The organism is Flammeovirga yaeyamensis, from assembly GCF_018736045.1.
Taxonomy (GTDB): domain Bacteria; phylum Bacteroidota; class Bacteroidia; order Cytophagales; family Flammeovirgaceae; genus Flammeovirga; species Flammeovirga yaeyamensis.
In genome coordinates this window covers 5,014,529-5,030,171 of sequence record NZ_CP076132.1, presented here as the reverse complement: position 1 = coordinate 5,030,171, position 15,643 = coordinate 5,014,529, and the positions used below count along the sequence as shown (strand labels likewise).

6 protein-coding genes are annotated in these 15,643 nt (G+C 35.9%); all 6 read left to right on the top strand.

Going from position 1 to position 15,643, the window contains the following annotated elements:
- Positions 1-508: 508 nt before the first annotated feature.
- The 6 genes from KMW28_RS20010 to KMW28_RS19985 all read left to right on the top strand — a co-directional run bounded on the left by KMW28_RS20010 (position 509) and on the right by KMW28_RS19985 (position 15,316).
- Positions 509-3,688, top strand: a complete 3,180-nt coding sequence (locus KMW28_RS20010; protein WP_169666324.1) for a SusC/RagA family TonB-linked outer membrane protein — start codon at positions 509-511, stop codon at positions 3,686-3,688.
- A 9-nt stretch (positions 3,689-3,697) separates the two neighbouring features.
- On the top strand, positions 3,698-5,149 hold the full coding sequence (locus KMW28_RS20005; RefSeq protein WP_066211528.1) for a SusD/RagB family nutrient-binding outer membrane lipoprotein: 1,452 nt from the start codon (positions 3,698-3,700) through the stop codon (positions 5,147-5,149).
- Between the two features lie 410 nt (positions 5,150-5,559).
- A complete protein-coding gene (locus KMW28_RS20000; RefSeq protein WP_169666322.1) occupies positions 5,560-8,718 on the top strand; it encodes a SusC/RagA family TonB-linked outer membrane protein in 3,159 nt (1,052 codons plus the stop codon).
- Between the two features lie 11 nt (positions 8,719-8,729).
- A complete protein-coding gene (locus KMW28_RS19995; RefSeq protein WP_169666320.1) occupies positions 8,730-10,181 on the top strand; it encodes a SusD/RagB family nutrient-binding outer membrane lipoprotein in 1,452 nt (483 codons plus the stop codon).
- Between the two features lie 483 nt (positions 10,182-10,664).
- Complete coding sequence (locus tag KMW28_RS19990; protein WP_169666318.1) at positions 10,665-13,862, top strand: SusC/RagA family TonB-linked outer membrane protein; 3,198 nt, start codon at positions 10,665-10,667, stop codon at positions 13,860-13,862.
- A gap of 11 nt (positions 13,863-13,873) precedes the next feature.
- The gene (locus tag KMW28_RS19985) at positions 13,874-15,316 is read left to right on the top strand and encodes a SusD/RagB family nutrient-binding outer membrane lipoprotein (protein ID WP_169666316.1); all 1,443 of its coding nucleotides are present in this window, start codon (positions 13,874-13,876) and stop codon (positions 15,314-15,316) included.
- Positions 15,317-15,643: the final 327 nt, after the last annotated feature.

Genomic DNA, 15,643 nt, shown 5'->3' with positions numbered 1-15,643 from the left:
TTAGTTATAGTTCATTTTTTTATTCCCAATTTTTTGTAGAATTCTAATTTAGATTATTAGTATTTTTATTTAATTAACTGATAATCAGTTTATTTATCAATAAATCCTTAATTTTAATGAGTCTACAACTTTCTTACTCATTTTAATTCTGTATGATCATAAATAATGTATAAAATGAGGTTTTGAAAGTACTCTATTTTCAATCGTAAATAAATAGCTACTTGGTCACTAATTATTGTTTCTAAGTCGTACTAACTCAAGAATATCAATTAAATAAATGATTTACTATTTCAATTCTTCATGAAGGTAATAGGTAACTTCAATTGCTCGTAAACATTAACTGAAAGACATAAATAAACAAAATACTCATTACTATTCACTCTTTCATTGTTTACTATGTTCCAATCCTATCTGTATCACCTTAAATGGTTATTACTAATCATCATGATCTGTAATATTTTATTGGAACACCTATGCCTTAAATAACTATTTTATTATTCTATTTTATATGAAAAAGCACATTTTACTGTTTGTGTCGCTACTCGCTTTCTTGTGGGGAACAACCTATGCCCAAGAACGTACAGTAACTGGTACGGTAGCTGACGGATCAGACCCTCTGCCGGGGGTAACAGTAATTGTATCTGGAACATCAAATGGTACAATTACAGATTTAGACGGCAAATTCTCACTTTCAGTTCCGGAAGGAGCTTCCCTAACATTTAGCTTTGTAGGCTATAAAACTCAAACCATTCCAGTAGGTACACAATCTAATATTAGTGTAGGAATGGAAGTAGATGCCGAAGAGTTAGATGAAGTGGTAGTCACTGCCCTAGGTCAGCAACAAGACAAAAAATCTCTTGGTTATGCTGTACAAGGTGTAGAAACAGAAGATTTAACTCGTACAGGTAATTCCGGCTTAGCTGGAGCAATGCAGGGTAAAATCTCAGGGGTGGATATCAAACCATCTTCTGGTATGCCTGGAGCATCAACTCAGATTAATATTCGTGGTGCTCGATCGTTTACAGGAAACAATGCACCTTTATATGTGATTGACGGTATGCCAATCGCCTCAAATCCAGATTTTAGTACAGGAAACTCTGTATCGGGTGCCGATATTTCTAACAGAGCAGTTGATATTGATCCGAACGATATTGAAAGTATCAATATCCTGAAAGGTCAGGCAGCAGCAGCACTTTATGGTATTCGAGCTTCAAATGGTGTAATCATTATCAATACTAAAAGTGGTAAAGGACAAAAAGGTGGAAGACCAGTGGTAAGAATTGCCAACTTTACCAGTTTTGAAAGAGTATCTAGAAAGCCAGAATATCAAACCACTTATGCTCAAGGTTTTAATGGAGCACACGCTCAAGGTTCATCAATGGCTTGGGGTCCTTTAGTATCAGAATTACCAAATGATCCTACTTATGGTGGTAACTCTCAAGGTAGACCTGGTTTATATAGAGTATCTCAAAGAGAAAGAGCGGGACTCGATCCATGGGTAGCACCTGCTACTTACGATAACTTTGGAGATTATTTTAGAACAGGTTATACTATTAATACTTCAGCAAGTGTGAGTCAAGCTACAGAACATGCCAATTATAGTGTTGGTTTATCGAATGCTACACAGCAAGGTATTGCTCCAAGTACAGGTATGAATCGTTGGAATGCTAAAGGTAAATTCGATGCTACATTAAATGAGCATTTTACTACTGGGGTAAGTGCCAATTATGTAACAACAACCATCGATAAATTATCGGCAGGTAATGATGCCTCTCTTGCAGGTGTTTACGCAGCTCCAACATCATACGATTTGAAAGGCATTCCTGATGCTGAACCTGAAGATCAATTCTCTCAAATCTACTACCGTTCTCCTACGTTCGATAACCCTTATTGGGCAGCAAGAAATAACGAGTTTACAGAAAGTACAAATCGTTTTTATGGCAATGCCTACATTCAATATGAAACGGATATTAAAGACAACATGGATATCCGATTCAAGTATCAGTTAGGGGTGGATGCTTATACTACTCACTACCAAGACATTTTTGAATATGGTCATAGAGCTGGTGCAGGTTATATGTCGAATTATGGGGTAACCAATAATGTGATCAACTCATTAACTACATTGAACTTTAACTGGGATATTTCTTCTGAATCAAAGTTCCAAGCTATTTTAGGTAATGAGGTTAACGATACAAGAAAAAAGACCTATGAGCAAAACGGTAATGCTTTCAACTTTGGTGGTTGGAAACACATTACAAATACCAATGTAATTACAGCCAATGAAAATCAAAGAGATACAAGAACTGTAGGTTTCTTTGCTTCCTTAACTTACTCTTACAGATCGATGTTGTACCTTACGTTAACAGGTAGAAACGATTATGTTTCTAATATGCCAAGAGGTAATAGATCATTCTTCTATCCTTCAATATCAGCTTCTTGGGTGGTAAGCGAAATGGACTTTATGGATAATTTAGATAAAGTATCATTATTGAAAGTAAGAGCTTCATTCGCTCAAGTAGGTCAAGCAGGAGATTACTTGGATAACTATTATCAAACGCCATCTTACGCTGGCGGATGGTGGTCAAATCCATATCCGATTCAATACCCATTGAATATCAACAACAATAATGTGAACTCATTTACGAGATTTCAACAAATCAATGATCCTAACTTGAAGCCTCAAAACACAGCTTCTTATGAGGTGGGTGCAGATTTAGGATTCTTAAATGATCGAATCACATTAAGCTATACTTATTCAAGACAGAATGTAACAGACCAGATTTTCGCAGTACCATTAGCGGCATCAACTGGTTTCTCTGAATTATATACCAACGGTGGCGAATTACATACGGATGCACATGAGGTGATTTTAACAGCGATTCCTGTAGAGACTCAAAACTTCAGTTGGTTAATCAACTTGAACTTCTCAAGAATTGTATCGAAGGTAGATAAATTAGCTGATGGTGTTGAAAGTATCTTCTTAGGTGGTTTCGTAACTCCTCAGGTGAGAGCAGCGGCAGGGTATACTTATCCTGTAATTTATGGTTCTACATTCTTAAGAGATGATGAAGGTAGAATCTTAGTAGAAGAAGATCCTAATAGCCCATACAGAGGTATGCCTAAGCCAGGTCCTGCTGGAATTATTGGAGATGTAAACCCTGACTTTATTCTTGGTTTTACCAATACATTTAATTACAAAAACTGGTCGTTGGGAGCAACTTTCGAATGGAAACAAGGTGGAGAGATGTATTCTGGATCAAATGGTTTGAACAACTTATACGGTGTATCTAAAGTAACAGAAGACAGAACATCTACTTTCGTTTATGATGGTTATTTAGCAGATGGCTCTAAAAACAATATTGTAAGAGGGGGATCAACTGATCCACAGGCTTATCAGTATTTATATTCTGATATCGAAGGTAACATCGATGAGGCATACATTTATGAAAACTCTTTCATCAAATTAAGAGAGTTATCGTTAGGCTACAAGTTCCCTAAGAAATTAATTAAAGGAACAACCACTCTTGGTTTATCTGCATTTGCAAGAAACATTTTGATTTGGACAGAATTACCAAACTTCGACCCAGAGTCATCTCAAGGTAACACAAACATGGCAGGTTCGTTCGAACGATTCTCTATGCCTAATACGAATAGCTTTGGTTTTGGTGTTGATATCACTTTCTAATTGGATAAAATGAAAAAACTAAAATATATAATTTTATTGATGTTAGGGACCATCCTTGCTTCATGTACTGAAGATATAATGGATGAAATCAATAAGAACCCCAATAACCCTACTGAAGTACCTTCAAGACTGATTATTACAGATGCAATGAACAGTTCTGTAGTATCAGTAGCCAATGGCGATTATGCAATTTATGCTTCTGTTTTTATCGAACATCAAGTGGGTGTATTTAATCAACTTTACAATACAGAAACACGTAATGATGCATCTGTAACTTCAGCGACAACCTACAATAATGCTTGGGTGGCTTCTTATACTACAATGAGAAACCTTAGAGATGTTATTGGAAAATGTTCTCCAGGTGGATCAGAAGATGGAAACTACCATACTTTGGGAATTGCTCAAGTATTAATGGCCTATAATTTAGCAGTGGTAACAGATGCTTGTGGTGATGTGCCTTGGACAGAAGCTTTAGATCCAACACAATTCTTGAGACCAAACTTAGATACTCAAGAGAGTATTTATGAAGCAGTCGATCAATTATTAGATGATGGTATTGCAAATCTTGCAAAAACATCGAATTTCGCCGCACTAGGTGCTCAAGATGTAATTTATGGTCTTCAAACCGATCCTACAGAATATTGGACAAAGTTTGCCTATGGCTTAAAAGCGAGATATGCAATGCGTTTGGTGCATAAAGGAAAAGCAACTTATGATGATGTACTTACAAATGTAGGTTTGTCTTTTGCTTCTGCAGATGAAGAGGCAAAGTATACTTACAATGGAGCAACATCATTTAACCCTTTCTATCTACTATTCACTCAAAGAGACATGTATGGATCGAGTAAAAGTTTAGACTCTTTGAATATGAATGCTGCAGATCCTCGAAAAGCGAAGTATTTTGTTCCTCACCCAGATGCAACAGATCAGGTAAATCCTGAATTTGCACCTAATGGAACGCCAGATCAAATTCAAGGTAGATACGGTATCTCATCTTATTTCCAAGATCCCGTTCAAACTACTTATCTAATGAGTTACCATGAATTGAAGTTCTTGGAAGCAGAAGCAACAGAACGAAAAGGTGCGGGTACTGGAAAAACTCTTGCTCAAGCAGCGATTACAGCAGCAATGACTGCAGCTAAAATTGACGCTGCTGATATTACAGCTTATCTCACAGCAATTGACGGTGAAGCATTTGATGCAAAGTACATTCTTAAAGAAAAATATGTTGCATTTTATATTGTAGAACCTCTAGAAGCGTATGCAGATTACAGAAGAATGCAAGCAATGGGAGAGGACGATTACATTGAGCTTTTAAACCCTCAACCAGCAAAATTCCCATTGCGATTTACGTATGGTGCTGATGATGTAAACAACAATGAAAATGTAAGAAAAGCACAAGAGAAAGATAATGGTCAATTCGTCTACACCGATCCTGTTTGGTGGGCAAGTCCTAATTAATCTTGAGTTTTTAGATATTACTATTTGATTTTGAAAGCATTGGATGAAAATCCAATGCTTTTTTAGTTTGATTAATAAACAGTATGATATTAATGTTAATATTTAAACAATATTAAAATTACATCCTTAAAATTATTTAAATATAACAAACTGATATTCAATAAGTTAAAATGAAATAATATTGATTTGATTTAGAATGAGTTAGCACTTTTGTTTGATGTGGTTAACAATCTTATTGCAACTTTTTTTTGAACATTTTGAATATTTAAGCTTGATACTTGCGAAAATTATAACTAACCAAGGCATTTTATCAATTATTTAAAACCAATTTGTTATTGAAGCTCCTACTGAAATGTAACTATCATTTGCTAAATAATATTAGGAGCGTACTCTAACTAAAACCACTGTTTATGAACAAACATTTATTACCTTTTTTGGTACTGTTGCTGTTTTCAGTAACTAGTGCTTTTTCTCAAGACAGAACCGTTACAGGTGTAGTATCTGAGAACGGAGAACCATTACCGGGTGTAACCGTTTTGGTTAAAGGAACAACAAAAGGAGCTATTACAGGCATTGATGGAGATTTCGCTATTCAAGCGAGCAGCAACGATGTCGTTATTTTCTCTTTTGTTGGTTATAACTCTCAAGAAGTAGAGGTTGGAACTCAGTCAGTCATTAATATCGACTTACAACAAGATGTTGAACAACTAGAAGAAGTAGTTGTTACTGCAATGGGACAGCAAGCCGATAAGAAATCGATTGGTTATGCTTACCAAGAAGTAAAAGCAGATAACTTACAACAAGCAGGTAACCCTGGTTTAGCAGGAGCACTTCAAGGTAAAGTTTCTGGTGTGGATATCAAGCCATCTTCGGGTATGCCAGGTGCATCGACTCAAATCAACATTCGTGGTGCGAGATCTTTTACAGGAAATAACGCTCCATTGTATGTAATTGATGGTATGCCAATTGCTTCAAATCCTGACTTCTCAACAGGTTCATCAGTAACAGGTACTGACGTTGCTAACAGAGCAGTGGATATCGATCCAAACGATATCGAAAGCATCAACGTATTGAAGGGGCAAGCTGCAGCAGCCCTTTATGGTATTAGAGCATCAAACGGTGTGATTATCATCAATACAAAATCAGGTAAAGGATCTAAAAACTCTAAGCCTGTGGTGAACATCTCCAACAGTACATCATTTGATGTAGTTTCGAGATCTCCAGAATTCCAAACAACTTATGCTCAAGGTTCAGGCGGTCGTTTCGATCCTAACCAATCAATGGCATGGGGTCCAAGAATTTCAGATCTTCCAAACGATCCTACTTATGGTGGTAACGGTCAAGGTCATGATGGTAAGTACTTCGTTCCTCAATTAGAGAAAGCGGGAATGAACCCATGGGTAACTCCAGGCACTTACGATAACTTTGGAGATTACTTCCAAACAGGTCATACAGTAAATACTTCGGCGAACATTAGCCAATCAACGGAAAATGTGAACTACAGTGTGGGTATGTCCAATGTGAACCAATCGGGTATCGCACCAGGTACTGGTATGGAAAGATGGAACGCAAAAGCAAGATTTGATGCTACTTTGAACGAAAACTTCTCAGCGGGTGCTTCGGCGAACTATGTGCAATCAGAAATCGATAAACTTTCTGGTGGTAACGATGCAGCTTTAGCAGGTGTTTATGCTGCACCAACATCATATAACTTGAAAGGAATTCCTACAGCGAATCCAAACGATCCATACGATCAGATTTACTATAGATCGTTGACATTCCCTAACCCTTACTGGGCGGCAGAACATAACGTATTTAATGAAAGAACAGATCGTTTCTATGGTAATGCATACTTGCAGTACGAAACACAATTGAGACACAACATGGATATCCGTGTGAAATATCAATTGGGTATTGATACTTATTCTTCACATTACCAAGATATTTTTGAATATGGTTCAAGAGGTATCATCAATGGTGCTGGTGGTGGATCTATCAACAACTATGGTGTATCAAATAATACATTGAACTCATTAGCCACTGTGAACTTTAATTGGGACATGACTCCCAAAAGTAAGATCACAGCAATTTTGGGTAACGAATTGAACGATCAAACGAAAAAGACATACGATCAATATGGTGCGAACTTCAACGGTGGTGGATGGAAACACATCACAAACACCCAAGTTCAATCGATGAACGAGAACCAACGTATGACGAGAACAGTTGGTTTCTTCGGTAGCTTAACGTATTCATACGATCAAATTTTCTTCTTGACAGCTACAGGTCGTAACGATTATGTATCGACGATGCCAAGAAATAATAGATCATTCTTCTATCCTTCTATTTCAACATCATTGGTGTTGAGTGAAATGGATTTTATGGATGATGCACACAATGTATCATTGTTAAAAGTGAGAGCATCATTTGCTCAGGTAGGTCAGGCAGGTGAGTACTTCGAAGACTATTACCAAATCCCATCGTATTCTGGTGGATGGTGGTCTGCTGAATACCCAATCAACTACCCAATGAACGGTGTTACAGGTTTCAATAGATTTGGTACTCTTTATGATCCAAACCTGAAGCCTCAAAATACGACTTCTTACGAGGTGGGTGCTGACTTAGGTTTATTCAACGATAGAATAGTATTCTCATATACTTACTCTCACCAAGATGTTAGAGACCAAATTTTTGAAGTGCCTTTGGCTGCATCAACAGGTTACTCTAGAAAGTTAACGAATGGCGGTCGTTTAAATACTGATGCTCATGAGATCAACTTAACGATTGTTCCAATCGAGAAGAAGAACTTGAGATGGGATATGCAATTCAACTACTCGAAAATTGTTTCTGTAGTTCAAGAATTGGCTCCAGGTGTTGAATCAATTTTCTTGGGTGGTTTCGTAACTCCTCAAGTAAGAGCTGCTGAAGGATTTGCTTACCCAGTAATCTATGGTACGACTTACTTAAGAGACGATCATGGTAACGTGGTAGTAGACGACAATGGTCTTCCTATGGTAGGTGAAGAAGGAATTATCGGTGATGTTACTCCTGACTTCATCTTAGGTTTCAGTACTAACCTTCAGTACAAAAACTGGAGTTTATCTGCTGTATTTGATTGGAAACATGGTGGAGAAATGTACTCAGGTACAAACGGTTTGATGGATGTTTATGGTGTTTCTGCTAGAACAGCAAACAGAGATCAGGACATTATCTACAACGGTGTGAAACAAGATGGTACTCCTAACGATATCGTTATCGGACCTGGTGGATCAGCTTCTCACCAAGATCTTTATAACAGAGAAAACAATATCAATGAGTCGTTTATCTATGATAACTCTTTCCTTAAGTTAAGAGAATTGGCTATTGGTTACCGTTTCCCTGAGAAAGTATTTAATGGAACAACAGGTGTTAGATTATCAGCTTTTGCTCGTAACATCTTATTGTGGTCTAAACTTCCAAACTTTGACCCAGAATCGTCTCAAGGTAACAACAACATGGGTGGATCTTTCGAAAGATTCTCTATGCCGAACACTTCGAGCTTTGGTTTTGGTGTTGACTTAACATTCTAATTAGACTTATCATGACAATCAAGAAATATATAAATAAGTTTGCCATTGCATTGTTGGCAACTGTAACCTTATTCTCTTGTTCAGAGGATAAGATGGATGAGATCAATCAAAACCCGAACAACCCAACAGAGGTGGCTTCGAACTTGGTCTTAGCAGATTTGATTAACAGAACTGCAGTACAAATTGCGAATGGTGATTTCGCATTTTATGCATCACTTTATGTAGAGCATTTTGTAGGAACTCACAACCAGTTCTTTCAAGCAGAAATTAGAGACGATGGACAACTGACTGTATCTTCTACTTACAATAACTCTTGGAATGGTGCTTATACTGCATTAAGAGATTCTAAAGATGTTATTAGAATTTGTTCTGAGGAAGGTCATGAGGCTGGGAATACATCAAACGCAGGTATTGCTCAAGTATTGATGGCTTACAATCTTGCAATCTTAACGGATATGTGTGGTGATGTACCTTGGTCTGAAGCTTTAGATCCAGACGAACATATGCTTCCTCACTTGGATAAGCAAGAAGATATTTACAAAGAAATTTTCTTAATGATTGATGATGCAATCATCAACTTGGAAACGGAAAACAATTATGCCAATATTGGTATGTATGATATCTTATACCAAGGTCAATTAGACCTTTGGGTGAAGTTCGCTCACGGTTTAAAGGCAAGGTTATTAATGCGTCAGTCGCATATTGATGCTTCTGTTTACGATCAAGTTTTAGAAGAAATCAAATTGTCGTTTGCTGATGCTTCTGAAGAAGCTAAGTATTTATACAACGGTGGTTCGACGATTAATCCTTATGCATTACTTTGGGGAATTCGTAGACAATATGGTGCATCAAAATCTATGCATGATATGATGACAGCGAATAACGACCCACGTTTGGGAAGATACTTCATTCCAAATGATCATGATGATGTGACAGAACTTGTATTAGGAGCGAACGGTCAGAATGAGCAGAATCAAAACCTTTATGGTATGTCAGATTACTTCAACGATCGTACTTACCCTACTCAATTCTTAAGTTTCCACGAGTTGAAATTCTTAGAAGCTGAAGCTTTGGAGAGAAAAGGTCAGTCGGGTGCTGAAGCAGCAACTGCAGCAATCAAGGCAGCATTCATTTATGCAGATATGGAAGAAGGTGCTCAGAAAGCAGAGGAGTATATTGCTACAATCGACAACTTAGATATCGATAGAATTATGGCTGAAAAATATATTTCAAGCTACCAATCTGAATCTATTGAAGCATATAACGACTTCAGAAGATTGAAAGCGATGAACGGAGGAAACCATCCTTCGTATGTTCATTTCTTGAACCCTAAAGAAGACAAGTTCCCATTAAGATATACTTATGGTGCAGACGACGTGAACAATAATGCAAACGTTAGAGAAGCATATCAAAAAGTAAATGTTTATACGGATAATGTTTGGTGGGCTGGTGGACAATACTAAGTCTAAAAAACAGGTATTATAATTACCTATAACATTGATTAAGCGTCAGTTGATATTAAATGATCAACTGACGTTTTTTTTATGTATCATAAATAATTAGCTATTTTTTTACATTAATTTTAAAAAAAAACGTGTATTTATTTACGTTTTTTTGTTTTGAACTTAAATGTATAAAGTAAATGAAAATATAATTTGTTGTACTTCAATTTATTGTGATTTTGATTATCAGACGTTAACTAAAATAAAACAATTCGCACTTGTTAAATTTATAATATTGTAACAAAGCTAATTATAGGATGAAGGATAAATACAACTAAAACCAAACCTTTCATCTCATTTATTAAAACCAATTTATACTAACGTTTCTCAAATATATTCAACTAAAAAAGAGTACTAAAACTATCTATTCAATAGAAGGAAAACTTACTATTTGTTTTTTCTATGTATTTGAGTGCTTAAACGTTAGTGACTAAAATTCAATTTATGTTTAAGCGACTTTTATCTTTATGGGTGCTTATGCTTGCATTATGCATTAATGCAGCTGCACAAGAGAGAACAGTTACGGGTAGTGTTGTCGAAAATGGCCAACCCTTACCAGGTGTTACTGTTCTAGTTAAAGGAACTTCACAAGGTTCTATTACCGATTTTAACGGACAATTTTCAATTCTTGCATCAGAACAAGATGTTCTTGTTTTTTCATTTGTCGGTTACCTTAATCAGGAAATTCAAGTAGGTACCAAGTCTACAATCAATGTAAGCTTGGAGCAAGATGTTGAGCAGTTAGAGGAAGTGGTTGTTACTGCTATGGGGCAACAAACCGATAAGAAATCAATCGGTTATGCTTTTCAGGAAGTTCAAGTAGAAACTTTACAACAAGCGGGTAATCCGGGTTTAGCAGGTGCACTTCAAGGTAAAGTTTCAGGTGTTGATATTAAACCATCATCTGGTATGCCTGGTGCATCAACACAAATCAATATTCGTGGGGCAAGATCATTTACTGGAAACAATGCACCATTGTATGTAGTGGATGGAATGCCGATTTCTTCGAATCCAGATTTCTCTACGGGATCTTCAGTAACAGGTGCTGATGTTGCCAACAGAGCAGTTGATATTGATCCTAACGACATCGCAAGCATCAATATCTTAAAAGGTCAAGCTGCCGCAGCACTTTATGGTATTCGTGCATCAAACGGTGTTATTATTATTGAAACAAAATCAGGAAAAGGTGGTAAAAACTCAAAGCCTGTAGTGAATATTTCAAATAGCACATCATTTGATGTTGTTTCTAGATCTCCTGAGTACCAAACAACTTACGCACAAGGTGCTGGAGGTGTTTTTAATCCTTATCAATCAATGGGTTGGGGACCAAAAATTTCAGATATACCGAACGATATTAATACTGATCCTGAAAAGCCTACAGGTCCAAATGGAATTGGATATGGAGGTAATCATCAAGGTCACCCGGGAAAATATTTTGTACCTCAATTAGAACATGCAGGTATGGACCCTTGGGTAACTCCAGGTTCATACGATAATTTTGGCGATTACTTTGGAACAGGATATACAATTAATACTTCAGCAAATATTAGTCAGTCTACAGATAATGTAAATTATAGTGTTGGTATTTCAAATGTAGATCAAAAAGGTATAGCTCCAAACACTGGAATGGGTAGATGGAATGCGAAAGCAAGATTTGATGCTACCATGAATGATCATTTTAGTGCAGGTGCTTCAGCAAACTATGTACAATCTGAAATCGATAAGCTATCTGCAGGTAACGATGCGGCTCTAGCAGGTGTTTATGCTGCTCCTCCTTCATATAATTTGAAAGGAATTCCTTCAGCAAACCCTACGGATCCATATGACCAGATTTACTATAGATCTTTAACTTTCCCTAATCCATATTGGGCAGCAGAAAACAATGTTTTCAACGAAAAAACAGATCGTTTCTACGGTAATGCATATTTACAATATGAAACTAAGTTGAGAGATAATATGGATGTCCGTGTGAAATACCAGTTGGGTATTGATGCGTATACTTCACATTATCAAGATATTTTTGAATATGGTAATAAGGGTATTGTGAATGGTATTGGTGGAGGCTCTATCAACAATTATGGTGTAAGTAATAATACTTTGAACTCTTTAGCAACAGTTAATTTTAATTGGGACGTTACTTCAAAGAGCAAAATTACAGCAATTGTTGGTAATGAATTAAACGATCAAACAAAGAAAACTTATGATCAATATGGTTCTAATTTCAACGGTGGAGGTTGGAAACATATTACGAATACTCAAGTTCAATCAATGAACGAAACCCAACGAATGACTAGAACGGTTGGTTTCTTTGGTAGCTTAACATACTCTTATGATCAGATTTTCTTCTTGACAGCTACAGGTCGTAATGACTTCGTTTCAACGATGCCGAGAAATAATAGATCGTTCTTCTACCCTTCTATTTCAACTTCGGTAGTTTTAAGCGAAATGGATTTCTTAAATAAGGTAGACGAATTATCCCTATTTAAAGTAAGAGCTTCATTTGCTCAAGTAGGCCAAGCAGGAGATTATTATGAAAATTTCTATAGTACCCCTTCTTACGGTGGTGGATGGTGGTCTGGAGAATATCCAATCAACTATCCAATGAATGGTATTACGGGTTTTAATAGATCAGGAACACTTTACGACCCAGCATTGAAGCCTCAAAATACAATGTCTTTTGAGGTAGGTACAGATTTAGGTTTCTTCAATGATCGTATCGTATTCTCTTACACGTACTCATACCAAGATGTAAAAGACCAAATTTTTGCTGTTCCATTAGCTAAATCGACTGGTTATTCTCAGAAATTGACAAATGGTGGTCGTATTAATACAAATGCACACGAGATCAACTTGACTTTAGTACCAATTCAGAAAAAAGATCTAAGATGGGATATGACTTTCAACTATTCGAAAATCGTATCTGTAGTTCAAGAATTAGCTCCAGGTGTTGAGTCAATTTTCTTAGGTGGTTTTGTTACTCCTCAAGTTAGAGCAGCTGAAGGATTCGCTTATCCTGTAATTTATGGTTCGTCGTATCTAAGAGATGATAACGACAATATTATTGTTGACGAAAATGGTTTACCAATGATGGGTGATGAAGAAATTATTGGTGATGTTACTCCTGATTTTATTTTAGGATTCAATACAAGTCTTCAATACAAAAACTGGAATTTATCTGCTGTATTTGATTGGAAACATGGTGGAGAAATGTACTCAGGTACTAATGGTTTGATGGATTTTTATGGTATGTCAAAAAGAACTGAAAACAGAGATGAAGATTTTGTTTTCGAAGGTGTAAAAGAAGACGGAACACCAAATGATATCGTGATTGGACCAAACGGAGCAGTTTCTCACGAAGGATACTATAATAGACAGAATAACATCAATGAGTCATTTATTTATGATAACTCATTCATTAAGTTAAGAGAATTGGCTATTGGCTATCAATTCCCTGAGAAAGTATTTAATGGAACTACTGGTGTTAGATTATCAGCTTTTGCACGTAACATCTTATTATGGTCTAAATTACCAAATTTAGACCCTGAATCATCTCAAGGTAACAATAATATGGGTGGATCTTTCGAAAGATTCTCTATGCCAAACACTTCAAGCTTTGGTTTTGGTGTTGACTTAACATTCTAATATTACATAACATGACAATCAAAAAATATATAAACAAGTTTGCCATTTTATGTCTGGCAAGCACAGCCTTATTCTCTTGTTCAGAGGATAAGATGGATGAAATCAATAAGAATCCAAATAACCCGACAGAGATGTCAACTAATTTGATTCTAACGGATTTGATTAATAGAACAGCAGTTCAAGTTTCTAATGGAGATTTTGCATTTTATGCTTCATTATATGTAGAGCATTATGTAGGTACTCATAACCAGTTTTATCAAGCTGAAACTCGAGAGGATGGACAATTGGCTGTTTCATCAACTTACAATAACTCTTGGAATGGTGCATATACTGCATTAAGAGATGCAAAAGATGTTATTGAAATTTGTTCTCCTGAAGGAAAAGAACAGGGTAATACAGGTAACTTGGGTATTGCGAAAATTTTATTGGCTTACAATTTAGCAGTTCTTACAGACGTTTGTGGTGATGTGCCTTGGTCGGAAGCTCTAAATGCAGAAGATCATATGTTACCACACCTTGATAAGCAAGAAGATATTTACAAAGAAATCTTCACTTATATCGATGAAGGTATTGAAAATTTAGGTACTTCTAATGATTATAATAGCATTGGTTCTTATGACCTTATCTATGGAGGTGATGTAGAATTATGGACTAAATTTGCTCATGGTTTAAAGGCTAGGCTTTTAATGCGTCTTTCTCATGTAAGACCAAATGTTTATGATGAGGTACTTTCTGAAGTTGCAAAATCATTCACAGATGCAACTGAGGAAGCTAAATATGTATATAATGGAGGGTCAAGTATCAATCCATATGCTTTATTATGGACATCACGTAATCAATACGGTTCATCAAAATCTTTACATGATATGATGAGTACAAATAATGACCCTAGAATTTCAGCCTATTTTATTCCTAACCTTAATAATAAAGTATTGGAATTAGGTGAAAATGGACAAAACAAGCAAGATCAAAATAAGTATGGTATTTCTACTTATTTCAAAGACAGAGAAAATGCTACTCAATTTTTATCTTTTCATGAGTTGAAATTCTTAGAGGCAGAAGCATTAGAAAGAAAAGCTGCAGGTTCTGGAAAAGCAGCCGCTATTGAAGCTGTTAAAGCAGCTTTTGAATATGCTAATTTAACATCTGAGGAAGCAGACGACTATATCTCTACTATTACAGATTTTGATCTTAATAGAATTATGGGGGAGAAGTATATTTCTTTCTATCAATCAGAAGCGATTGAAGCTTATAATGACTTCCGTAGATTGAAAGCAATGAATGGAGGAACGCATCCTTCTTACGTGAATTTCCAAAACCCTAAAGTAGAGAAATTCCCATTAAGATATACTTATGGTGGAGATGATGTTAACAATAACGTTAACGTTAGAGAAGCTTATTTAAAAATTGATATTTATTCTGATAATGTTTGGTGGGCCGGCGGCCAGTACTAGCATTTGAGGTTAAATTTGAGATAATTATTAATCCCATCAGGATAAGGAAACTTATCTTGATGGGATTTTTTATGTCTAAACTTTGTTGAGTTATGAAGTATTTAGTTTTTAGAAATACAGCTAACGATTTTGGAATTATTTAAACATCTGAATGAAATTTTGTGAGTTTTATATTTAAAAAGAGTTATTGATGAAATTATTTAAAAACACTGAAAATGTACTTTTACAATTTTCATATTTTCCTTTTATTAATTTTATTTAAAAATTTGAGCAAAATAAATCTAATCAGATTCGATAATTTATAGATTTATCACAATCTATTTTATG